Source organism: Holdemania sp. 1001095H_141210_F2, from assembly GCF_015558105.1.
Taxonomy (GTDB): Bacteria; Bacillota_I; Bacilli_A; order Erysipelotrichales; family Erysipelotrichaceae; genus Holdemania.
Genome location: NZ_JADNPO010000005.1, coordinates 67,543 through 91,600 on the forward strand (window position 1 = coordinate 67,543; position 24,058 = coordinate 91,600).

General features: G+C 49.9%; 20 protein-coding genes and 1 tRNA gene. 6 read left to right on the top strand and 15 right to left on the bottom strand.

Annotation, left to right across the window (positions count from 1 at the left end):
• Positions 1 to 21: 21 nt before the first annotated feature.
• From I2G61_RS04835 to I2G61_RS04865, 7 genes are all read right to left on the bottom strand, one after another.
• Entirely contained in the window at positions 22 to 528 is a 507-nt protein-coding gene (locus I2G61_RS04835) for a hypothetical protein (RefSeq protein WP_072683804.1), read from the bottom strand.
• A gap of 777 nt (positions 529 to 1,305) precedes the next feature.
• Positions 1,306 to 1,794 (bottom strand): hypothetical protein, encoded by a 489-nt coding sequence (locus I2G61_RS04840; RefSeq protein ID WP_139248571.1) that lies wholly within the window; start codon positions 1,792 to 1,794, stop codon positions 1,306 to 1,308.
• 84 nt (positions 1,795 to 1,878) lie between these two features.
• On the bottom strand, positions 1,879 to 3,621 hold the full coding sequence (locus I2G61_RS04845; protein WP_072683806.1) for an amidohydrolase family protein: 1,743 nt from the start codon (positions 3,619 to 3,621) through the stop codon (positions 1,879 to 1,881).
• Positions 3,622 to 4,355: 734 nt separating this feature from the next.
• Complete coding sequence (locus I2G61_RS04850; RefSeq protein WP_195396220.1) at positions 4,356 to 5,762, bottom strand: glycoside hydrolase family 1 protein; 1,407 nt, start codon at positions 5,760 to 5,762, stop codon at positions 4,356 to 4,358.
• Positions 5,762 to 7,603, bottom strand: a complete 1,842-nt coding sequence (locus tag I2G61_RS04855) for a beta-glucoside-specific PTS transporter subunit IIABC (protein WP_072683968.1) — start codon at positions 7,601 to 7,603, stop codon at positions 5,762 to 5,764. Before I2G61_RS04855 ends, I2G61_RS04850 begins: the two co-directional genes overlap by 1 nt.
• Before the next feature lie 175 nt (positions 7,604 to 7,778).
• Positions 7,779 to 8,630 (bottom strand): BglG family transcription antiterminator LicT, encoded by an 852-nt coding sequence (gene licT, locus I2G61_RS04860; RefSeq protein WP_083538452.1) that lies wholly within the window; start codon positions 8,628 to 8,630, stop codon positions 7,779 to 7,781.
• A gap of 212 nt (positions 8,631 to 8,842) precedes the next feature.
• Entirely contained in the window at positions 8,843 to 9,574 is a 732-nt protein-coding gene (locus I2G61_RS04865; RefSeq protein WP_039864589.1) for a sugar isomerase domain-containing protein, read from the bottom strand.
• 601 nt (positions 9,575 to 10,175) lie between these two features.
• Between I2G61_RS04865 and I2G61_RS04870 the strand changes: the two genes are divergently transcribed.
• On the top strand, positions 10,176 to 10,358 hold the full coding sequence (locus tag I2G61_RS04870) for a hypothetical protein (protein ID WP_072683808.1): 183 nt from the start codon (positions 10,176 to 10,178) through the stop codon (positions 10,356 to 10,358).
• Between the two features lie 237 nt (positions 10,359 to 10,595).
• On the opposite strand, the gene I2G61_RS04875 is transcribed toward I2G61_RS04870, so the two are convergent.
• The 3 genes from I2G61_RS04875 to I2G61_RS04885 are packed head-to-tail and all read right to left on the bottom strand — an operon-like array spanning position 10,596 to position 13,266.
• Complete coding sequence (locus tag I2G61_RS04875; RefSeq protein WP_072683809.1) at positions 10,596 to 11,387, bottom strand: ABC transporter ATP-binding protein; 792 nt, start codon at positions 11,385 to 11,387, stop codon at positions 10,596 to 10,598.
• The gene (locus I2G61_RS04880; RefSeq protein WP_072683810.1) at positions 11,380 to 12,258 is read right to left on the bottom strand and encodes an ABC transporter permease; all 879 of its coding nucleotides are present in this window, start codon (positions 12,256 to 12,258) and stop codon (positions 11,380 to 11,382) included. Before I2G61_RS04880 ends, I2G61_RS04875 begins: the two co-directional genes overlap by 8 nt.
• A gap of 18 nt (positions 12,259 to 12,276) precedes the next feature.
• Positions 12,277 to 13,266 (bottom strand): ABC transporter substrate-binding protein, encoded by a 990-nt coding sequence (locus tag I2G61_RS04885; protein ID WP_072683970.1) that lies wholly within the window; start codon positions 13,264 to 13,266, stop codon positions 12,277 to 12,279.
• Positions 13,267 to 13,983: 717 nt separating this feature from the next.
• Here I2G61_RS04885 and I2G61_RS04890 point away from each other — a divergent pair.
• A complete protein-coding gene (locus I2G61_RS04890) occupies positions 13,984 to 16,485 on the top strand; it encodes a transglycosylase domain-containing protein (protein WP_083538454.1) in 2,502 nt (833 codons plus the stop codon).
• A 335-nt stretch (positions 16,486 to 16,820) separates the two neighbouring features.
• On the opposite strand, the gene I2G61_RS04895 is transcribed toward I2G61_RS04890, so the two are convergent.
• The 3 genes from I2G61_RS04895 to dapB all read right to left on the bottom strand — a co-directional run bounded on the left by I2G61_RS04895 (position 16,821) and on the right by dapB (position 19,532).
• On the bottom strand, positions 16,821 to 17,267 hold the full coding sequence (locus I2G61_RS04895; RefSeq protein WP_072683811.1) for a GatB/YqeY domain-containing protein: 447 nt from the start codon (positions 17,265 to 17,267) through the stop codon (positions 16,821 to 16,823).
• Between the two features lie 64 nt (positions 17,268 to 17,331).
• Positions 17,332 to 18,495 (bottom strand): winged helix-turn-helix domain-containing protein, encoded by a 1,164-nt coding sequence (locus tag I2G61_RS04900; protein ID WP_072683812.1) that lies wholly within the window; start codon positions 18,493 to 18,495, stop codon positions 17,332 to 17,334.
• 314 nt (positions 18,496 to 18,809) lie between these two features.
• On the bottom strand, positions 18,810 to 19,532 hold the full coding sequence (gene dapB, locus I2G61_RS04905) for a 4-hydroxy-tetrahydrodipicolinate reductase (RefSeq protein WP_072683813.1): 723 nt from the start codon (positions 19,530 to 19,532) through the stop codon (positions 18,810 to 18,812).
• 115 nt (positions 19,533 to 19,647) lie between these two features.
• On the opposite strand from dapB, the gene I2G61_RS04910 reads away from it, so the two are divergent.
• The 3 genes from I2G61_RS04910 (at position 19,648) to I2G61_RS04920 (ending at position 22,826) form a co-directional block, all read left to right on the top strand.
• On the top strand, positions 19,648 to 19,920 hold the full coding sequence (locus I2G61_RS04910; protein ID WP_072683814.1) for a hypothetical protein: 273 nt from the start codon (positions 19,648 to 19,650) through the stop codon (positions 19,918 to 19,920).
• 389 nt (positions 19,921 to 20,309) lie between these two features.
• Positions 20,310 to 22,052 (top strand): ABC transporter ATP-binding protein, encoded by a 1,743-nt coding sequence (locus I2G61_RS04915; protein ID WP_072683815.1) that lies wholly within the window; start codon positions 20,310 to 20,312, stop codon positions 22,050 to 22,052.
• An 84-nt stretch (positions 22,053 to 22,136) separates the two neighbouring features.
• A complete protein-coding gene (locus tag I2G61_RS04920) occupies positions 22,137 to 22,826 on the top strand; it encodes a TIGR02206 family membrane protein (RefSeq protein ID WP_255370391.1) in 690 nt (229 codons plus the stop codon).
• Between the two features lie 64 nt (positions 22,827 to 22,890).
• Here the strand turns inward: I2G61_RS04920 and I2G61_RS04925 are convergent, their stop codons facing one another.
• Positions 22,891 to 23,190, bottom strand: coding sequence for a chorismate mutase (locus I2G61_RS04925; RefSeq protein ID WP_072683817.1), 300 nt, complete (start codon positions 23,188 to 23,190; stop codon positions 22,891 to 22,893).
• Positions 23,191 to 23,251: 61 nt separating this feature from the next.
• Between I2G61_RS04925 and I2G61_RS04930 the strand changes: the two genes are divergently transcribed.
• Positions 23,252 to 23,327, top strand: a tRNA-Ala gene (locus tag I2G61_RS04930).
• 282 nt (positions 23,328 to 23,609) lie between these two features.
• Here I2G61_RS04930 and I2G61_RS04935 read toward each other — a convergent pair.
• Positions 23,610 to 23,993 carry a hypothetical protein gene (locus I2G61_RS04935; RefSeq protein WP_072683818.1) on the bottom strand — a complete coding sequence of 128 codons (384 nt, stop codon included), beginning with the start codon at positions 23,991 to 23,993 and terminating at the stop codon, positions 23,610 to 23,612.
• Positions 23,994 to 24,058: the final 65 nt, after the last annotated feature.

Sequence of the window (24,058 nt, forward strand, 5' to 3'; positions counted from 1 at the left end):
TGTTTTCTTTGTTTTTGATCGTTATTCCACGCTGTTCATCCAGTTCCTAAATTCTTCAATCCGAGCTTGTTCTTCGGCTTCCGTCAAAACAGCAGAGTTCTCATATTCTTCAATGTTATGCGATTTTATGAACTTCGCGCCTTTGTAATAGTGAATGGTTGGGATTTTTGTGATCGCATAACGATCCAGAAACGCCAGAAAATCCTGAATCGCCTGCTCAGCTGCCTTCGCGTCCTGCGTAGAACAGGCCGTGATGGAATCTTCAAGATCAAAGAAATAGTAAGCGGCCGGCTGACTCAGTTTCAGCTTTTGGGTATCTTCAACAATCGCCTGACAGGTAACATCCTTTCCCGCACAAAACAATATGAAATAGTTTTCTTCAGTATCCGCCAGACTTTCCAATTCTGCTTCTGTAATCGACTGGATCTTCGGACTGCGGCTGATCTGTGCGCCCAGGCTGGACTTTTTGTCAGAGGCACAGCCGCAAAGCAATAGACTTATGACAATAAAAGCTATTATTTTCTTCATCGTTAATTTCCTCTTTTCACACTACTCTTGCCGCTACGAAACTGTGCTGTTCACGAATGAAATAAAAGACGAAGCGTTTTCCCATTTTGGAATTCTTCGTCTTTTTCTCTTATTTTTACACCCTCGGTTAAGAATCAAGCTTTATCAATCGAAACTTCGTCTTTCGATTGGAAGCCTCGCTTCACTCTTCATTGACTATGGAATAAAAACCAAAGACTTAAATTATTGAATAAACTCTCCGTTATCCTTGTCCATTGGTATGCCCTCTCCAGACTCACTTTTTATTATTGATTCAAAGTCATCGTTTTCTTTTCAGTTTCCTCTCCCCGTTCTGGTAACGAAGAAGGAAACGGCTTAAAATTCGAGCAGCACCTGTTTCATGAGAACCTCCTGTGAGATCGTTGGATCTTTGTATTGATCCTCATCTCTTTCTTTATCTATATAATACAAGATATCCAAGAAGGAAACAGTCTGTTTTTTCACACTTTTTTCCTGTATAATTAAATTGTTGAGGGCAGCGATGAACGCTGCCCTTTATTGTTGGTTTTTCCGCAGCATTCTTCCCGCCGCGGCTTAGTTTTGACGCTTGTGCTCGATCGCCGTAACTATGAATCTGTGGTGGGCTTATCGCGATATTGTCTATCATTTTTTCAAACACACAGAAGTGTCAATCTATCCCTTTCTCGTCTTTGAACTACTGTACTTTATCCACATTGATTCTAAGAATCAGTCGTTCAATCAGAGCCTGGCTTATTCTCTGCTGAAGTCCGTTTTGCACTACTCTTTTTCAAACTCATAATTAAGTATCCGGTGAACGGCCTTAATTGTTTCTTCATCTGGTTGTGTAAATATAGTCGATGGATCTGAAAATAATCTCACGAGTTTATTATTCTGTCTTATATATATAGTATCAAATAGATTATAAACTTCCTCACATTGCCATAAATCCATATTGTCTAAAGGAAAATAGGATCTAATTTCTGATTCAGTCATCTCATGAGGCAAATAAATACAATCAACACAATTTGATTTTCTTTTAAACTCTGCTGTCTTTTCTAATAAATCAAGCATATTTTGGACGGCCGCCTCTTTAGAATCATAACTATATAAAGTTATAGAAACTGTTTTTTGAATAGTCTCTGTCTTTTGTGAAATAACATAAACATATCGATTCTCTTTCAAGCTGCATTCTTCCACTTTATAATCTTCCAGACCAAATACATCGCCATTAACAATCATAGGACCATCGACATCATATTTATTCAAACTACATGACACTAAGAAAAACAGTGTTAATATAAAAAATATCTTTCTGATAGTCTGCATAAAATCAGCGATGATCGCTGCCCTTTATTGTTGGTTTTTCCGCAGCATTCTTCCCGCGGCGGATTGGGTATGACGCTTGTGATCGATCGTCACAACGCCGTTGACCAGAACATAATCAATCCCTTCCGGATACTGGGACATGTTGGCATCACGGTCATAGCTGTGCAGGGCCTCCCGGTCGAAGACGACGATATCCGCGTAATTTCCAATCTGCAGCGAACCGCGTTTCTCGATGCCGAAGCGAACAGCCGGCTTCATCGTGACGTTATGAATCAATTCCTCCATTGCGATCTGGTTCTGATAGCGCGTCAGATAGCGGATGATAAAACTGTAATTCATCGGATTCGGCGTCATCTGAATATCCTCATTCAAGCCGAAATTCATTGATTTATCGCCGGTGAATCCGTCAGAGCATGGCATGGCCATGCGGTGAGTGCAGAGGATATCATTGGATTCGACCGCGCTGGGCATCGCCATATCCGCGCCCATGTCGCAATCCTCAGCAAACAGATCCATGACCAGATCAAGCGGATCTTTTTTCAGCTCCGTCGCGTAAGCATACAGATTTTTCCCAAGATGCGCCGGATTTTGATGGCGTGAAATGGTCAGGATCGGATACATGCTCATCATCAGATTCTTTTCATCGAGCAGCGGATACAGTCCCGCGTCGATCACCGCATGCACCATCTTGCGGAAATCCGGTACCTTGAAGCTCTCGGCAAGATGCTGACGGCTGCCGCACATCAAGACAAAGGGCCGCAGGAAGGTCGCAAAATACGGCACTGTCATATCCATGCTGTAAGGCGAAGGAATCACGTCGTAGCTCAGGTCGCAGCCCTGTTTTTCCATTTCTTCAAAATACGCCAGCGTCTTGCGTGCCGCTTCGGCGTTGGATTGTTCATCGACGCCCATTCCCAGCGTATGAACATGCGATACATTGGCCCGCACGCCCGCGGCCATCGCCTGTTTCAGCATATCCTGATAACCGCCCATCCGGTCCGGTTTGCCTTCCGCGTCATAATTCCGCGTATGCGAAGCAAATATCCCATCGTACTCCTTCACGATTTTCAACATCCGCACCGTTTCGTCAAAACTGGCAAACGGTCCCGGCACATATTGCGGATCGGTGCCTGTCGATAAGCCGAACGCGCCGTCTTCCAAACACTGCCGCGTCAGCTCTTCCATCTTCACGATTTCTTCTTCCGTGGCCGCCCGGCAGCAATCCATGCCCATGACCGTCCCGCGGATCGCGCTGTAGCCCGCCAATGAGGCGATATTGCCGTCTAACGGCTGTTGATCGCACTTGTCCAGATACTCTTTAAATGAATGCCAGTCCATATCAATTCCATACTGTTCCTTCAACGCTTTGACAGCTTTCTCTTTTGGCAAAAGCAACGATGTCATCGTAAAATAGGACGGATCGGCCTGAAACGCAACCTTCGGATCAATGATCGCGCTGCGGTACAATTCGTCGCCGACCGGACCGTAAGAATGACCACAGTTACCGCCGACCACCGTCGTCACGCCCTGCATCAGATAATTGGTCATCGACGGCTCGAACAAAACAGACAAATCTGAATGCGAATGCGGGTCGATGAATCCCGGAGTTACCACTTTCCCCCTGGCGTCGATCTCCTGCTTCGCGGATTCTCCGCTTAAATCGCCGATCGCGGCAATCTGATCGCCGACAATGCCCAGATCGGCCACCTTTCCCGGCGCAGCGGTCCCATCCAGAATCAAGCCCTGACGAATGATCATGTCAAACATAAATAAATCCTCCCTTTTGCCTTCATTATAGCCTCCATCCGGGGAAACAAGAATACCTTTCAGTCAAAAAAAGAGAACAGCCTGACCGCCATTCTCTTTGTTCCTACCTTATGTTTCTATAAACTCTAAGCTCTTTCCTTGGACATCGGACATGATCTTAAAGTGAAATCACGTTTACTTTCAGAATCTACAATTCTTTTTCATAGAAACAGCTTTGAATTTTTTTCATCTCTTTATTTTTCAAAATTCAGCTCATCACTTCTTTCTGAAATTCAAGTTATGAAATATTACTTTTCTCTGCCCATTGGTCTGTCCTCTCCAGACTCACTTTCTATTTTTGATTCTTTGTTTTCTGATATTTCAGATTCAGTTCCCTCTCCCTGTTCTGGTAACAAAGAAGGGAACGGCTTAATATTCGAGAAGTACCTTCTTCATGAGAACCTCCTTTAGAGATCATGGGATCTTTCTGCTTGATCCTCATCTCTTTCTACACCTATATAATACAAGATATAAAAGCAGGAAACAGTCTGTTTTTTTAATTTTTTTCGGAGTATAATTAAATTGTTGAGGGTTGGCATTTTGAGCCGCCCTTTTTCTGTGTTTTCACCACATTTTCCGCATAACAGGCATGGACAAGCAAAGCCTGTTCGTAAAGTGCTGAGGGCAAAAAAGCATTCCCAACAAAAAAGAGAACTGCCTGTTGTTTGCAGACAGTTCCCATTTCATTAAGCAGCTTAATCCAGATCAGCACCGTTGCTTCGGTAGATCTTTGCGATCCAGTCAAAGCTTTGTTTTTTCCAGCGCTGTAAGGTCCCCGATCCATCCTGATTGCGGTCGACATAGACGAAGCCATACCGCTTCGTCATTTCTGCCGATGCCGCGCTGACACAATCGATCGGCCCCCATGAAGTGTATCCGAACACCTCGACCCCATCGTCAATCGCCCGGGCCATCGCCTGAATATGTCCGCGGTGAAAGTCGATCCGGGCCTGATCCTTAACCGTAAATCCGCCGTTTCCGTCAGGCGTCAGTTCTTCCTTCGACCCCAATCCATTCTCTGCGACAAACAACGGCTTGTGGAAATGATCGTATAAATAATTAAGAATGTAGCGCAGCCCTTCCGGATCGATCGGATAATCATAATCCGAGACCGGAACATAAGGATTTTTTAATCCCCGCATGATGTTACCGTTGGCCATCGCGTAGCGGCTTTCATCCGCCGCCACGACTTTGCTTGAATAATAGCTGAACGATATGAAATCCACGGTATGCTTCAACGCCTGCCGGTCTTCCTCCGTGATTTCCAGACACACGTTGTTTTCCCACCACAGCCGTTTTGCGTAATACGGATATTCGCCGGTGCAATGCACATGGATAAAATAATCCAGCTCCTGCTGACTGGTCATCATCGCGATCATATCCTGCGGATCGCAGGTCATCGGATACCGCGGTGCGGAAGCCGCCATGCAGCCGATCTGAATCGCAGGACAGAGCTGCTTCGCCAAGGCGGTCACTCTGGCGCTGGCGACCAGCTGGTGATGTGCCGTCTGGAAGCGGTCCTGCGCGCTCAGCTGGTCCTTGGGCGTCATCACCCCCGCGCCCAATAACGGTGAAATCAGTGTGACATTGATCTCGTTAAAGGTCAGCCAGTATTTTACCCGGTCATGATAACGGCGAAGCACGGTTTCCGCATAACGGAGGAAAAAGCCGATCATCTCCCGGCTGCGGAAGCCGTCGTAAGTCCGGCACAAATGCAGCGGTATCTCATAGTGCGACAGCGTGATCAGCGGCTCGATGCCATATTTCAGACATTCGTCAATCACCCGGTCATAGAACGCCAGTCCTGCTTCATTGGGTTCCACTTCATCCCCACGCGGATAAATCCGGCTCCATGCGATCGAGAAACGAAATACCTTGAAGCCCATTTCCGCCATCAGCGCGATATCTTCCCGATAGCGGTGATAAAAATCCGTGCCGATCAGTTTCAAATTATCAGGAGTTGGCTGGTTGGTGACCGGTCCGCGCACGCCCTGCGGCATAACGTCCTGCTGGGACAGACCCTTACCATCCTCAAGATAAGCACCCTCGCACTGGTTGGCCGCCAGCGCGCCGCCCCATAAAAATCCTTTCGGAAAGGCCATCAGCGAATCACCGTTAAAATTTCATCGCCGGCTTCGACGTGTTCCCGGCTGTTTTCCACGACGTCCAGCACCTCTGCGGAATTTGTGATCAGCACTGGCGTTACCAGATCATAACCGGCATCCCGCACAGCTTTTAAATCCACCTGCACTAACGGCGTGCCGACTTCGACCGCATCACCGGTTTTGACCAGCGCCGTAAAATGTTCGCCGTTGAGCTTGACGGTATCCAGACCGATATGAATCAGCACTTCCGTGCCATCCTCGGCGACCAGTCCGATCGCATGCTTGGTTTCAAACAACATCGCAACCTTGCCTTTGACCGGCGAACCAAACTCGCCGCTTTCCGGAATCAAGGCGCAGCCCTGACCCAATGCGCCGCTGGCGAACGTATCATCCTTAACCTGTTCCAGCGGAATCAGCTGACCCGCGGCCGGAGAATGAATTACCAGCTTTTTATTCAGCACCGCCGGCTTGACTGCCGCTTCCGCCTTGCTGGAAGCCGGCGCCGGATCCTTATGCGTCAGATAGCTGAACACGAACGCCAATACCATCGAAATCGCGACGGCGATGCAGATATTGAGAAACGAGTTGTCGCTGCCCAAATAAACCGGGAGCGCAAAGATCGTCGACGTTCCGTAAGCCCACTGCTTAACCCCCGTCAGACCGGCATACAGACCGCCGATTGCACCAGCTGCCATCGCACTGTATAACGGCTGTTTCAATTTCATGCCAATGCCGTACAAGGTCGGTTCCGTAATGCCGCACAGCGCTGTGACGCCAACGGTGGACGCCAGTGATTTCAATTCCTTATCTTTCGTTTTCAGCGCCACGCCGAAGGTTGCCGCCGACTGCGCCATGTTGCTGCAAACCATTCCCGGCGCCAGAATTGTCGCATAGCCGACCGTCGCCCGCTGGATCGACTGCGCGCTGCCCAGCGCATAGTGCATCCCCGTCATGACTAACAGCGGACATAAGCCGCCCACCAGCATCGGAACCAGCCAGCCGACCTGAGTGTCCAGGAAGGTGAAGAACGATGCCAGATAATTACCGAAGATCGCGCCTAACGGCCCCAAAACGATAAATCCGACCGGAACGGTGACCAGGATCACAATCATCGGAACAAAGAAGGTTTTAATCGCTTTCGGCGTCCATTTCGTCACCCACTTTTCCACAATCGACTGGAAGTAGACGATCAGGATGATCGGAACGACGCTGGAGGTGTAGGTTGCCAGCGTGACCGGCAGGCCCAGCAGCGTCACCGGATCACCCGCGGTTTTTAAGCCCAGATAGGTCGGATGCACCAGCATCGCCGCAAAGATCAGCGATAAATAAGGGTTGCATTTGAATTTCTTTCCCGCTGAGAAGGCCAGGAAGAACGGCATATAATAGAAGACGCAGTCGGCGACCATATAGAAAATCTGATAAGTCTGCGTCGTGTTGTCGATCAGGCTGAACTGCACAAGAATGGACAGGATCGCTTTGATCATTCCAGCGCCGGCCAGCGGACCGATCATCGGCATGACGATGCTGGCCATCGTGTCAAATAAGGCGGAGATCAGGTTTTTCTTTTCCTTCTTCTCCTCCCCATCCGTCTGAATATGCGCAATCTGAATTAATTCATTGTAGACGTCGGCGACCTGCGTGCCGATGACGATCTGGAACTGACCGCCTTTGTTGACGCAGCCGACAACACCGGTAATGTTTTTCACATTTTCAATATTCGCTTTGGACTCATCCTTCAACGTAAACCGCAGCCGCGTCATGCAGTGGGTTACGGACGCGATGTTGTGTTCGCCGCCGATCTCATTGAGAATCGCGCGGACTAAGCTTTCGTATTTCATCTTCTCCTCCTTGGCCACAGGAAGCGGCCCTGTTTCTTCACTTTCTGAATCTGGTGAATTGTCCGGCATCGGGGTACAAAAAAGCCTGTCGCCGCTTCCTCCTTTTCGCTCCACGTTTAAAAACGGGATAGAAAGGGGAAAACGAACGGCAGGCTTTGCCCTTGCGGTTACAATCCTACGCTTGGCTCTTTTCTCTTTCTGTCAGTCTCCGGATGTGAAGCATGAAGTAGAGCATTTCCTCATGGGTCAGCTCCACGCCCAGCTTCGCATCCAGATACGTTTTAATCCGGCTTGCGCAGGCATACGCATCCGGGTATTTTTCTTTTACCTTCTCAAACAGATAATCGTCCTCGCTGACGTTCAGCGAGCCGCGGATTCGCTGCAGGAAGAACCGGATATGCGTGATAAACCGGCTGTAATTGATCGAATTCTCATTCAAATCGATCTTGTAATGAAACTTGATAATATTCAGGATGTCTTGAATAATCTGCGTGGCTTCTACCGTTTCGCGGATCGCTTCGCCGCTTTGCTGGCCATTGACAAAATGCATGGCGATGAAACTGGCCTCATCCTCCGTCAGCTGCAGTCCTTCGGAATACTCGATCAGCTCCAGCGCTTTCATCGAAGCGGCGAATTCGCGCGGATAGAATTTCTTGATTTCCCACAACAGCGCGTTTTTGAGCTGTTCATTTTGTTTTGCGCGCTTGATCACAAAATGAATGTGGTCGGTCAGGCCGATGTAAATTACGTCGTCAAATTGAACGTTCAACTCCTTCTGCGCCATTTCGACGATCTTTTTAGTCAGTTCCAGATGGTTGATCGGAATTTCCTTCATCAGCCTGACAAAATCCTCCTGCTGCTGATGCGCGGTAATTTTGAAAACCTTATCGATTTTGGATTCATCAGCCGGATCGCCCGGCTTCATGGCATAACCGATGCCGCGTCCCATCAGAATCACTTCCAGCAAGTTCTCGTCTTCGGCTAACAGAATATTGTTGTTGAACACTTTCTTTACTCGCAATTTCATCCCTCCTTTCCAAAATAAAAGCCTAAACTACACCCATAATATCAGATAAACTGATACAATGAAATCCAGTTTAGGCTTTGCCTTTTTCAAGTTACAACCCTAAATACATTTGTTATTCTAGCCAAATCCTCGAACTTTGTCAACGCTTTCTTTTTTTAAGAATGCCATTTTTTGACATTTTCCAAGTTCCAGTTCAATTCCAAAATCAGGATTTACCAGCCGAATTCCTTATAATGCGGATAAACTTCGGTATTGTTGTATTCCGGGCCGCCTGGGAAATTCGCGCTCTTTAACAACAGCGGCGTTTTTCCGCTCTTCATCATTTCTTCCAATGCAACCGCGGTCACTGACCAGAGAATGTAGGAGCTGGCGATGCCGCTGGCTGCCGCGAAGTTCGCTTCGATGCCGTCGATTTTCAGCATGGCTTCGGCTGCCGGAGCGCAGTTGTCGAGCGTCAGATCGACAAATTCATACAGTTTCTTGCCGGATGAATGCACGGCGTCCACGGTCTGCGCATAGCTCATCGAACTCATGGCAATGACCTTGATTCCCATTTTCTTGGCTTCCCAAGCCAGGTCGACGACACCTTTAGTCCGTCCGGAAACCGAACCGACAAACAGAATATCGCCCGGCCGGATCGTCGATGCCTTTAAGATATATTCGCCTAAGCCTTCCATATCCGTATCCAAATCGCTGCGGTCGCGCTCGCGGGCATCCGACTGCACGTCTAATTTATAATGAAATGTCCGGTAAAATGCCGGTCCGCCGCCGCGGTTGAACAGGTCCATTTCGATGGAATGGCAGATGCCGCTGAGATAAATATTCCCTCCCGCATCGATCGTTTCCGCAATCATTTTGCCTGCTGTGATGATGTTTTCCCGCTGTGTCGTTTTGATTTGTTCAAACAGTTGATCTACTCGTTTCTGATAATCGTCCAGTATCATTTTTCGTTCTCCTTTGTTCAGTCTTATCATAGCAAACACCCCGGTAAATTACCACAGGATTTGGTTAAAAAATTCAATTAAAACAAATTGTATTCGGGTTATAATTGCAGTTTTGATTTAACTTAATTATATTTCATACTTGATTATAAAAGTAATCTTCGATTTTCTATACTTAGTAAAGCATGACCAGCAGCAACAGAACAGACTGACCGGCTGTCAAAAAATCATAAGAAAAATTGTTCGCTAAGACGATTGCCTTGTAAAACAAGCTGCGATATTCAGTTCGAAACTGAATTTCGATAAGGAATAATAAAATCCTGATTTGCCTGCTGCTTAAATGACAATCCTCGACTTCGTAAATCGAATCAAAACAAACAGAATTGAAGCTTATTTCCGAAAAGTATCTTCAGCGCTCTTTTTTTACTTTGTGAACATGTTTTTCATCATTTTCTTAGGGGGTTATTTTTACTTTTCCGCAATATTAATAGTGTAGGGTTTTGTTGGACCGCGGATGCCCGTCCGGATAGAATCGCTTTTGGCCTTTTCAATTCGATTCAAGCAGACAGATTTTTGTCGTCTGTCATTAAAGGAGGGCAATTCTATGGAACATTTCCTGGAACTTTTTGTCAATGTAGTTTTGAAAGTTGGTTTGCCCCTGATCGAATGTTCGATCAAGGTGATTGAATGCCACTTAAAAATTATAGAAGCCAAAAAGAAAGGCGCTGTGTCAACTCCCAAGAAAACCCAGCGCTCATCTGTCCGCCGCCATTCTCGTAAGAGATAGCGCATGACGGGTGCCGCCTTTCAGCAACACCTTACACCTTTAGTATAGACATTCCGGATGGAATTTCAACCTTTTTCTTTCATTCCTGAGTTAATTTTACTCAATTCGTCCTCGCTCGTTCTGGAACCTGATGCTTCTATTTTAAAAGAATCTTAAATCCTGAAATCCGCAAAAACATCTCTTCGCAATCAACCGGGCTTGCCGTTCACCAGCTGTATCCTTCGACCATCCCGGGCGTCACCGGCCCAGAATCGTCCGGTCGGACAAAACCGCGTGTTCGCTTTCATACAACGCCATGACGTCTTTGACGCTCAGCCGGCGGCGTTCTTCCCCGCTATAAATATGCAGGATCCGCCCCTCGTTCATAACGATTGTTTTATTGCCATACGCCAGCGCGTTTTCGATATTGTGCGTGATCATCAGCGTCGTGATCTGATCCCGTTCGATAATCCGCTGCGTCAGGTCCATGATCGCCCGGGCTGTGCGCGGATCCAGCGCCGCCGTGTGTTCGTCCAAAAGCAGCAGTTTCGGCGTGACGACCGTCGCCATCAACAGCGTCAGCGCCTGCCGCTGGCCGCCCGATAAATGGCCGGCCGGGGTTTTCATCCGTTCCTCCAGCCCGAGATTCAGCGATTTCAACAAATCATAAAAGAACCGCTCGTCCTTCCGGCTGACGCCCAGCTGCAGCGACCGCCGCTTTCCCCGGCTGTACGCCAGTCCCAGGTTTTCTTCAATCGTCATTGACGGCGCTGTGCCTTTCAGGGGATCCTGAAACAGCCTGCCGATCGCATGGCTGCGGCGGTGTTCCTTCATCCGCGTCATGTCCTGCCCCTGCAGCGTGATCTGTCCCGAAGTTAAAGGCAGACTTCCGGCAATCGCGCTCAGCAGCGTGCTTTTCCCCGCGCCGTTGGAACCGATCACCGTGGCAAAGTCGCCCGCTTCCAGCGTCAGACTGACATGATCCAGCGCCGTTTTCTCATTGACCGTTCCACCGTTAAAGACGACGGTCGCCTCCCGTACCTCAAGCATGACGTTTCCGCCTCCTTTTCAGCCGCCCCTGCATCTGCGGCACAGCCAGCGCCAGGACGACCAGCGCCGAAGAAAACAATTTCAGATCGCTCGCCGCCAGTCCCAGCGACAGCGCGAAGGTCAGCACGAAGCGATAGACGATCGTACCTGCGCAGACAGAACTCAGATGATGCGCCAGTCCGCCTTTGCCAAATAAGGTTTCGCCGATGATGATCGACGCCAAACCCAGCACCAGCATCCCCAAGCCGCCGTTATTGTCTGCGAATTGCTGCTGCTGCGCCAACAGACCGCCGGATAAGGCGACGAAGCCGTTAGCCAGCGCCAGCCCCAGAATCTTCATCGAATCGGTGTTGATTGACGATGCCCGGACCATCTCCTCATTGTCGCCTGTCGCTCGTAACGACAAGCCCAGCTGTGTCTTTAAGAACAACGTCAGCAGTGCGGCCAACAAAACAACGATCAGAAACAAAAGCAGAGTAGGGGTCTGCACCGCTTTCCCTTGAAACAGGGAAAACAGCGTTTCCTTTTTATATAACGACAGGTTCGGCTTGCCGCCCATGATCCTCAGATTCACGGAATACAGCGCCGTCATCGTCAGAATACCCGCCAGAATCGGCTGGATTTTCAATCGGGTATGAAGCAGACCGGTGACGCTCCCCGCGCCCAAACCGCCCGCAAAGGCCGCCGCCAGTCCCAGAATCGGATGTCCTGCCAGCGTCAGCACCGCGCTGATCGCCATTCCGGTCACAAAGCTGCCGTCGACGGTTAAGTCCGGCGTGTTCAGAATCCTGAACGAAAGAAACAACCCCAGCCCCAGCACGGAATACACCAAGCCCAGCTGCAGGGTCGATAAAACGGTATCCAGCGACATTATCAGCGCCTCCTTTCTTTATTGCGGATCTTGAATCATAACCAGCTGCTCATCTTGCGCCAGACTTTCCGGCAGCGTCAGATGCAGCGCTTCCAACGCGTCGGTATTGACGTAGACACTCAGATTTTCATTAAAGACCTTGACCGGAATCGCACTGACGTCGGTCCCCTGGAGCACCTGATCGACCATCCGGGCGGTTTCCTTGCCCAGATCAACATAATTGATGCCGATCGTCGCCGTGCCGCCGTCCATGACCATTGAATCCGCCCCGACGTAGACCGGAATCCCGGCAGACCGCGTGATCTGCGTAACGGTGCTCATTGCGGTTGCGACAGTATTGTCGTTGGGCGAGAACAGCGCGTCGCATTTTTCACTTAGAACCTGCGCCGCCTGGGCGACTTCCGAGGTATTGGCCACCGGCGCCTCGATTACCGTTAAGCCCAGCGCTTTGGCCGCTTCTCTGGCCTTGGCGATGTTGGTTTGGGAATTCACTTCCCCAACGTTGTAAATCATCCCCAGTGTTTTCAGTTCCGGCTGCAGCTGCAGCGCCAGATCCAGAATCTGCGCGACCGCGATTTCGTCGCTGGTGCCGGTGATGTTCTGATCCGGATGTTCCAGGCTGGACGTCAGCCCGGACGCGATCGGATCCGTGACGGCCGAGAAGATAACCGGCGTCGTTTCCGCCAGCTGCGCCGCGGACTGGGCGGTCGGCGTCGCAATCGCCACCACGACGTCCAGCTTCTCCGACTGGAACGAGGAAACGATGGAGCCAATGTTGCTTTGCTCCCCCTGCGCGTTTTTGAAGAGGATCGTACAGTTTACTCCATCCTGATAACCAAGCTCGGCCAGCTCTTCTTCAAAGCTGTCGTAAATCATGTTTAACGAAGTATGCTCCATCAGCTGAATCACGCCGATCCGCGGACCATCCGCCGCTTTTCCAGAACAACCGGAGAGCACGAAGCTCAGCCCCAGCACTATGATACTCAATAATCTTTTAAACTTTTTCATTTTTCTTTTCTCCTCATAATTTTCACCCTGACTTGTTGAAAATCGGCTGTCCCCATCGTTCTTTCCCACGCCGCGGACTTCCGATTTTTCTGTTCTTGAGCGCAGCGGCTTACGGCCGCCGCGCCTCAAACCACATGCGGATGTTTTTTCCCATCCTCATCGCCTCCTGTTCTTTCTGGCTTTATAGCGAGAGGACGCCGGAGAATGTAAAAAGCCCGCCCTCATGGAAAGTTTAAAACTCTCCTTCAAGGGCAGGCTGAATTTCCTGCGGTACCACCTTGTTTGAAAAAAGACTGCGTCTCTTATCTTTTCTCCACTCACCAAAAATGCCAACACATTTTCTGCCTTTTAACGTCGGCTCACGTCCTCAGCTACTCGGCTTCCCTTTCGCCTGGCCCTCCGGGGTCCATTTACACAGCGGCTTCTCTGTCTGGCTTCCACCTTGCCCAAACTCTCTTTAAGCGCCTGTCCGTGCTTGATCTCCCCATCACCGGTTTAATTTCATTCTACTCGCATGAAGGGAAATGTCAATGGGAATTTCACCCGGCAATTCCCGGAATTCTTCTGTTTTTCGTTTTTTCCTTCGGAATTCTGCGCTTTTTGCCACTTTTTATCCTCTCTTTTTTGCCAATCGAATAGATTGTGGTAAAATAAAGAATGATTCATCAAAATGGATTTCCGCGGAAATCCCCCACAGAGTAAGGAGAATCAAAACGCATGTCAGAACAAAACAAATCCATGGATCCCCAAGAATCCCAAAATAAACCCGGGAAGAAAAAACGCAAGGTATCGCTGGGTAAGAAAATCGCGATCTTCTTCGTCTATTTTCTTCTGATCGTCGGATTGATCGTCGGATGCGGAGGTTTGTATATCGCTTCAGATATGATCAAGGACGCACCTGCGATCAGCCTGTCGGACTTTGAAGGTCTGGAATCTTCTCAGGTTTATGATCAAGACGGCAACCTGATCACCGAACTGGGCGCTTACCTGCGCGAAAACATCACCTACGACGAGATGCCGGCCTCGCTGGTCGACGCCTTTGTCGCCATTGAAGACTCGCGTTTCTTCGAACATCCCGGCTTCGACGTTCCCCGTTTCGCCAAAGCGGCGCTGGAGAATCTGAAGTCCAAGAGCTTCGGTCAGGGTGGTTCGACGTTTACGATGCAGTTAGTGAAAAACACCTACTTCCAGGTCGACGATCTGGAGAATTCGACGATTGCGGAAAAATCGGTCGACCGCAAGGTTCAGGAAATCTGGACGGCATTGAAGCTGGAAAAGCTGATTGATAAGAAACAGATCTTCCAGCTGTATTTAAACAAGCTGAACTTCGGCGGCAACATCCGCGGCGTGCAGAAAGCGGCGCAGTATTACTTTGGTAAGGACGCCAAAGACTTGAGCCTGAGCGAGAGCGCGCTGCTGGCGGGTATCATCAACCGGCCGAACGCCTACAATCCTTACGAAAATCTTGATTATGCCACCAACCGGCGCAACACTGTGCTGGATATGATGGTTTATCATGGCTATATCAGCGAACAGGAAGCCGATCTGGCCAAGTCGATCCGCGTGGAGGATCTGTTAGTCGGCGAGGATTACACGATCTCCGAAAGCGGCGGGCCATATCAGGCTTATGTCGACGCGGTGATCGAAGAAGTCAAGCAGATCACAGGCAAGGATCCGGCCCTGACGCCGATGAAGGTCTACACCAACATGGACCGGACGGTTCAGGAACAGATCGACGCCATTCAGAAAGGCGAAAATATCGAGTATCCGGACGAGCTGATGCAGATCGCGATCGTGTCGATGAACAACCAGACCGGCGAGATCCGCGGCTTAGGCGGCGGACGGAATTATTCCGGAGCGCGCTTGTTGAACCGGGCGACCAGCCAGTTTAAACAGCCAGGCTCGGCGGTCAAGCCGTTCTTGTCCTATGCCCTGGCGTTTGAACATCTGGGCTGGGCGACCGATCACGTCATCACCGACCGGCCGATCGTTTACCGCGGCACCAAGAAAGTCATCAACAACTTCGACGGCCAGTACCGCGGCGACGTCACGCTGCAGCAGGCTGTCGGACAGTCGCTGAATACCCCGGCGATTCAGACACTGCAGGAAGTCATCGACACGATCGGACGTTCCAAGGTCATCGACTATCTGCAAAGTCTGGGCTTCTCGCGTGTCGATAACGATCATTTCGACACCGGCTACGCAATCGGCGGTTCTTCCTTCGAAGCCAGCGCCACGGAAATGGCGAGCGCGCATGCCGCGATGGTCAACGGCGGCCGGTATGTGAAGCCGCATACCGTCGCACGGATTGAGTTTGGCGACGGCAGCGCGGATTATGTCGCGGATCACGAAGGCAGGCAGGTTATCAGCGAGGAAGCGGCCTACATGGCCAGCACCTTGATGCAGTATTGCGTTGAAGGTCCGTATTTCAACTACATGCAGGTCTTAAAGCGCAGCTATCCAGTCTATGCCAAGACCGGCACGACCGACTGGGGCAAGGATGGCCTGCGGTTTGGTATTCCGGAAGGCGCGGCCAAGGATAAATGGATGATCGCCTCCACGAGCCAGACGACCAACGTCGTGTGGGTCGGCTACGACAAGGGCGTTAAAGATGAAAAAACTTACTTTGACAACAGGAAAAGCCAGAAAAATATCCCGGGCCAGATCTGCGAGCTTCTGCTGGACGCCAACTATGATGAAAAGAATCCGCCGAAGGCGCTGGTTCAGCCGGACGGCGTGGAAAGCATCACCCACATTATCGGTACCTTCCCATATGCCGCAGTGGACGGCGTGGATCCGAATCTGTCCACAACCGGTTTGATCAAGAAGGAATACAACACGCTGGTTTCGCCATGGGGCAATTCCGAACAGAAGCTGGAAAGCACGGTCAGCGGTTATATCGACGAATGGGGCGGCCTGACGATCAACTGGGGCGGCTACCGCGGCGATCTGCCGGAAAACCAGAAAGAAATCAGCCTGTCTCAAGGCGATATCTACGTTTATGCCGTCGGTCAGAAGCTGTTCGACTGGAACTGGATCCTCGGCAATCCTTACTATTACGCCAAAGTTTATCTCAATGGCAATCTGTACCACGAAGTTACCTCAGATCAGCCGACCTATTACGATTGGGTGGAAGGCGGCGGCAGCGTCAAGGTCTGCGGTTATTACGTTTACAGTACAGGATTGCACAGCGAGGAACAGTGCGTTACCGTCCGATAAGCATGGCCAGCCGCATCCTCTTCAGGGATGCGGTTTTCTTTATCATGCGCTCAAGGAAGGCTTCAATGCGGTTTCATTTTACCTGTGATTCCCTTCGCCTGCACACTTTCACAGATTTTCTTTTCTTTACTTTGCGATCTCATTCATACAAAAAGAACGTCGGTCAATTCCGGCGTTCCTTTCCAATTTACCCCATTTCAAAGTTTGTGATCCGCAATCATTTTCTGCTTCAATTCAGTTCATCATCAGAAAATACGTTATTCCGGCGCAGACTGCCTCTGGCGGACAAGTTCTTTCCCTGCGCCTTTCAGCGCCCGGCCTGGCTGTCAGAGAGTTCAGGCATGCAGTGCGCGGCCGACGGCGGCGTTGACCGATTTTCCATCCGTTTTTCCTTTGTAGCGCGCCATCATTTCCTTGATCAACATCCCTTTGTTTTTCATTACCGGTTCCAGCTGAAGCTCCGTAATTACAGCCTGAACCGCTTCATCCAGCTCTGCTTCGCTCATCTGCGCGGGCAGATAGGCTTCGATAATTTCAATTTTACGCTGCGTTTCCGCGATCAGATCCGCGCGGCTGGCCGGCGTCTGCGCCAGCGCGTCCTTTGTCTGCTTCAGTTCTTTCTGAACATAGGCCAGCTCTTCTTCTTCGCTTAACGGCTGGCCGGCCTCCTTTTCCGCCAGCGCGATCGCCGAGATCAACAAGCTGCATACGCCGTTTTTCACGTGATCCTTCGCTTTTAAAGCTTCCATTTTATCTTTTCTTAACGTTGTTAATAATGCCATTCTTCATCCTTCTTTCTAATGTTTATTATACCTTTTTTCACCGCAGCATTTCAATCCGCGGTCTTTATTTATCATGCTGCAGAGCAGCCTGCGGATTATTCTGTTCAATTTTCTGAACATGGTAATAAACCCGAACCTGCGCCGCCGGATACTTGCGGTTTAAGCGCTGGCTGAGCCGGCTGACAACTTTATGCACGTCATTTTCGGCTTTCATCATCAACATCACAGCCAGCTGACAGTTTGCCGTGCGGGTGAATATGTCGCAGGAGCGCAGCTGCGTCTTGACAATCTGAATCAGCGCGTCGGTTGCCCGCGTTCCCAGTTCCATGGCCTCGCTTTGTACGTCCAGCACCAGTAAGTAGGAGTTGATATCCAGTCGTTTGCTTTCCCGCATTCGGGCCTGATACAATTTGCGGAAAACCGGCTGTTCACAATAAAAAGCGCTGCCGTCTTCCTTAGTGTTCATTTCCTCAATCAATTCCTGAATTGAATGCGAAGGCTCGCGGTCTGAACTTAAAAAGTAGATCAGCGATTTTGAACGGCCCTCAAACTCAACGCCGAACTCATGATAAAACTGTTCGGAAATTTGATCGAAATGTTTCAATGCCCGATTGTATTCCCTGGCTTTTACCAGCTCGGATAAATAACAATAATTCAGATCATCTGAATATGGATCCAGCGTCAGCGCCCAGTGCGTCAGCCGCAGCGCCGCTTCCGCCTGTCCTTTCTGATCCAGCATGGCGGCAGCTTCCTGTGTCAGTGTTTTGACTTTTTCCTTCCAGAATTCCCGAATCGGCAGGATCCACATCGAAGAATACCCTTCCATCAGTTCGCCGCGGACCAGCGCTTCAATCTGCCGCGGTTGTTCCGCAAGAAGCGCAGGCGTCAGTCCGGAAAGCTGATCCAGATCGGTATCCACAGGCGCCTGCGGCGAGAATAGATAGCCCCGTTTTCCAGTCACAATCCATTCCTGATCCTTGGTTTGAGCATACGGCTGCGTCAATTTCCGCAGCCGGTGAATCGCAAATTTTAAAGCATTTTGCGGATTGACAGATTCCGGCCAGAACAATTCGATCAACCGTTCATGACTGACCAGCTCGCCGCGGTGAATGAGAAAATAGCACAGCAATTCCGTCAGCTGCTTCCCCAGGCTTTCGTTCAGCGCCTGAGATCGCTCTTCTTCCTGCAGCGTTGGAGCGCCCCAAAGTCTTATAAAATATTTTTTCACTTTGAACTCCTCCCTTCTGGTTCAAAAATCTCATCCGGCCATTTTAGATTAATTCAATTTTATCAGATCGGCTGCCGAACCACAAGCCCGCCTTGCCTTGATCGCTTCAGCGTTGTATGCCTGTCAAACAGGATGGGAAATCAGACGAAAAGCGACGCGTCCCCGCTGCGCTTGCCCGGTTCAGCCGGACGGCGTTAAAGGCAGGTGGAAACCTGCCTGACGATTTTTCTGCAGCGCTTTTCGGCTCGCTTTCACCCATTCCTTTTCAGCGTGCCCCTCCATGGTTTTCTGAAGTGTTGAAGATTGCCTTTCGATCAGTGAAATTCATTCGGATGGCGTTGTAAAAAACGCTGTTCCAGCAGATCTTCCATCGAAAACAGGCCGGGCTTTAAACCGGGAATCGCCTCGACCGCTTCCAGAATTCCGCGTATGAAGATCTCCCGACTGTCGGCGGTGTGCGTGATTGTAATCTGTTCGTGATCTCCGCACAGAATCACGGTGTGCTCGCCGGCAATCTGACGGTGCCGCAGGGAAGTAACGGAAATCGGTTTCTGATAGCCATACCGGTCCTTCGCCGGCCCCTGCAATGTTTTTTTCAACATCAGCGCGCTGCCGCTGGGTTTGTCTTTTTTCTGTTCATGATGAATTTCCAGGATATCGCAGTCAAAATACTGCCCGATCTCCCGCTGACAACATTTCAGCATTTTGTTAACGATCGTCATCCCGATCGAAAAATTGCTTGTCATGACGATGGGGACGCGCCGGGCCCAACTCTCAATGATCTTTTTCTGATCATCGCTGTATCCTGTCGTCGCCAGCACCAGCGGAATGGGCTGGCGTTCCATCGCCCGCTGGATCCGGACGAAATTGTCCGGGTGACTGACGTCGACGATCACCTCGGGATGCTGCGGCAGCTCGGAAATCTCCTGATAATAGGAGGAAGCGATCAAACCGACGCACTGCAGGTCTTCCTTTTCTTCAATCCGGCTTAATAACAAATGTCCCATCGTTCCATATCCGACAATTACGATTTTCATGGCCATCCTCCCTTGACCAGTGTATGCCGCCCGGAAATTTTCATAACTCAGGGGCATTGGCCCGGGTTCTTTCGCCCGGGTCGAATAGGATGTCAGTGTAAGGAGGAATTAACTTATGGGAATGCCTGAAATCAGAAGCAGCAACGTCACCCGTTCACAAGCCATTACCGATATTCTGCAGTCGATCGCTTTGGAGGAAGCCGCGCTCGCGCATATCCTCAACGCTGAGGGAGAAAAGTTACAATGCGCCATTTCGATGGACTGCATTACAATCGACAAATTGATCGAGGTCAACGAAACGGTTCAGTGCACGATGGAAGCCGCAGCGAAATTTGAACAGGCGCTGCAGGCGAAGCTGGCCAGTTTGTTCCAGGATTGCTACAAATAACGGAATTCGACTAAGGATAGTGAAAAGCGGCTCCGGGCCTTGAACCGGAGTCGTTTTTCGACTGTCCGCCATCATGGCTTTCCCTGCCTTGCCCTGATGTCTTAGCCCTGCAGCGAAACCTGGAATATACCGCCTTGTCTGCCGTGCGGCTTAATATGAGCCGCAGCACAGGCACCATGGTCCTGCAAGTTATCCGTTTCTGACATCACCATCGAGGAATTCTACCAAAATGATCAGCGGGGACAGCCTTTTACGGAACTGCGAACCTCAGGAAGCAAAGCCAGTCCCTTTACGCCGCCGCTGATTCCAAAAAAGTATCGGAAAAGGTTGGAATGATTGAAGTTTCCATCAATTTGGGCTACACTTATGTCTAACTAAAAGGGGGAATTGTGTTGCTTAACGCCAGAGGTAAAAAGTTTCTTTCGTATTACCGGCCTTATTTAAAGCTGTTTATCGCAGATATGATCTGTGCTTTCATCGTCGCGGCGATCTCGCTGATCTTTCCGCTGTTAACGCGCTACATCACCAATACCGTGCTCGTCTCGTCGCAATCCGTCCAGCTGGACCTGATTTTCAAGATCGGCCTGGTCATGGTCGGCTTGATCATCATCGAGCTGCTCTGCAACTTCTTCATCACCTATAAGGGACATTATATGGGCGTCATGATGGAACATGATATGCGCAACGAGCTGTTCAGTCATTATCAGAAATTGTCGTTCAGCTTCTATGACGAACAGAAAACCGGGCAGCTGATGTCACGGCTGACTAACGATCTGTTTTCCTTAACCGAGCTGTACCACCACGGCCCGGAGGATGTCGTCATTTCGATCATCAAGTTTTTCGGCGCGTTCTTCATCTTACTTTCCATCAACGTGCCGCTGACATTGATCATCTTCTCAATCCTGCCGATCATGCTTGTCTTCGCCTTGTATTTTAATAAGAAAATGGGCAAAGCTTTTAAGCAGAATAAAGAACGGGTCGGCGATATCAATGCCCGGATCGAGGACAATCTCTCCGGTATCCGCGTCGTTAAATCGTTTACCAGCGAAGGCAGCGAACTGGAAAAATTCGGGGTGGAAAACAATCGCTATGTCAAGTCGCGTAAAAACAGCTATCGGATCATGGCTTATTATCATTCCGGTCTTAACGCATTCACCACGATGATCACCGTTGTCGTCATTCTTGCCGGTTCAACGTTTATCTCCCTGAAATGGATTCTGTTAGGCGATTTGTTAACCTATCTGCTTTATATCAACAACCTGACCGAGCCGGTCAAGAAGCTGATCAACTTTACCGAACAATTTCAGGAAGGCATTACCGGCTTCCAGCGGTTTATGGAAATCATGGAAGTCGAGCCGGACATCAAGGATCAGCCGCACGCGGCAGTGCTGGCGAACGTTAAAGGCGCGGTGGATTTCGAAAATGTCGGATTTCAATACGCCTCTTCCAAGGATTATGTCCTCAAGCACATTGATCTGCATGTCGAACCGGGCGAGTATCTGGCGCTGGTCGGCTCCTCCGGCGCGGGCAAAACAACGTTGTGTTCCCTGATTCCGCGATTTTACGAGGTCAGCGAAGGCCGGATTCTGGTCGATGGTCAGGATATCCGCAGCGTGACAATGAAATCGCTGCGTTCCTGCATCGGCATCGTCCAGCAGGATGTCTATCTGTTCGCCGGCAACGTCATGGACAACATCCGCTACGGCCGGCCGGAGGCAAGCGAGGAAGAAGTGATCGCCGCCGCCAAGGCCGCCAATGCGCATGATTTCATTATGGAGCTGCCAAACGGGTATAATACAGATATCGGGCAGCGCGGCGTTAAATTATCCGGCGGTCAGAAACAGCGCTTATCCATTGCGCGCGTCTTCCTGAAGAATCCGCCGATTCTGATTTTTGACGAAGCGACCAGCGCGCTGGACAACGAAAGTGAAAAGGTCGTTCAGGATTCGCTGGAACGGCTGGCCCGCAACCGCACGACATTTGTCATCGCACACCGCCTGTCCACCATCCGCAACGCCAGACGCATCGTCGTGCTGGGCGAGGAAGGTATTCTGGAACAAGGCAATCATGCCGAGCTGATGGCTGCGGACGGGGCTTACGCGCATCTGTACCGCATGCAATTTGAACATTGACCTGAAGGGGGTTTTACTATCTCGCAATTCTTCTGCTTCTGGGATGAGGTACTTCCCGGCACGGCTTATGGTTTTCTAAGTCCGCTGCACATTCTGGAAATTCTAATGATTCCGCTGAGCTGCTTCTGGCTGATTCGCTGGACGCGCACCCATTCCCGCCAGTTCGGCCGGCGGCTGCTTCATGGATTTGCGATTGCGATTCCTCTGCTGGAACTGACGCGCATTCTATGGCTGTACCGCTTGGGCGAGGGATATTGGGTAAAACTGCTGCCGCTGCATTTATGCGGCCTGCAGATCTTCTTTATCCCGCTGGCGGTCTTTACGCGCCATCCGGCGCTGCGCAGTTATGTCTGGGCGACGTCTATTCTGGGCGGAATCACGGCGATTGTCTATCCGGCGGGGATTGTCGGCACTTATCCGTTTTTCCACTTTCAAACCCTCCAAAGCTTCGCCCTGCATCTACTTCTAATCCTGGCGCCCCTTCTGATGTTTCTGACTGACGATGACTCGCCGCGCTTAAATCAACTGCCTTCCGTCATCCTGATTCTGAGCGGCAGCGCACTGTGCGCCTTTGCCGTGGACTGGATCTGGGGGCAGAATTACATGTTCTTACGGGAAGTCCCCCAGATCGCCTTCCTGCAGGCGATCAAGAACTGGGGCGGCTATCCGGCTTACTGGCTGACGCTGGCAGCAGCGGTCATCGCCGGATGCGCTCTTCTGCTTGTTCTGGGCGAACAATGGCATAGAAAAAAACTGGAATCTTCTGCGGATTGAGAAAATTCCAGCTTTTTTCTGCTCTGTAACAACGATTCCCAATTCTCAGTTCTGGATTGAACTGTCAAATTTCCCGTGATTTTTCCCAGGCTTCGTCCAGCAGCGTTTTCTGATAGCGGCGGGATAATTCCATCTGTTTCACTAATAACTCCTCATAATACGGTTTTAACACGGGATCCTGAATCCGGGCGCACCCCTTTTCAATAACGGCCTGTTCCCGGGCGGCATCCAGAATCGGCAGGTTGTGTTCCTTCTTATACGCGAGCACCTGACGAACAGCTTCCATTCGTTTTTCAAACAATTCCGCCATCTGTGCATCGACTTCATTAATCGTTTTTCGTGCCCGTTGTAAACAATCTTGCATAACTTCCTCCTTATAAGATCTTGACAATTCGAAAAATGGTGGTAAACTTAATATCGTGTCTGGGGCCGTAGCTCAGCTGGGAGAGCGTTGCGTTCGCAATGCAAAGGTCGCGAGTTCGATCCTCGTCGGCTCCACCAGATTTCCAATTCGACAGGAACAATCGTTCCTGTCTTTTATTTTGTATTATACACGAGTTGGCGGATAAAAAAAAGATTTTCTGTCCTTCCCGTTCTATAAAACAAAGTTCGACGCTGAAATCAGCCTGACGCGCATCATCCCCCCTCGCCATCATCCTGAAACTGTCTGTGTCTAAACTGAATCCCGGTCAATTTTCAAAGCTTCAATTAAAAGAAGCCCAGAGAATCAGCATGATCTCTGGGCTTGATTTGAAACCTGTCTGTCTGGCCAGCAGCCGGAAATTAAGCAACCTCCACGCCGGCTTTTTCCGCCATGAAGTTCAGCCATTTATCCCGCTTCATCAAGGATATCCGGTCGGTAGTCATATTCCCGGTTTCCGGATCCTCATGCGTAATCGTAATTCCAATCGGCATCAAACTCTGAGAACATTTTCCAAGCTCCCGAATGGTTTTGTAGGGAATGACGATATTCTCTTCCAGCAACCCGGTAATGACGATCACCCGGTTTTCGGTGAAATACGCCCAGCCTTGCTTCCATTTGCCCATTTTCCCGATCAGCCGTTCAACATAACTGGCCTGCAGGAAATCAACGAGCGTATCCTCCGGTTCCATGACGCCCAATTCAATCAGTTTCTGTTTTTGCTTTTCCATTTTTGATAATCCCATATTAGCCTCCCTGCTTATTCAGATTTAATTATAAACCTTTCCTCCGCCTTTTTCTTGTAAGATAT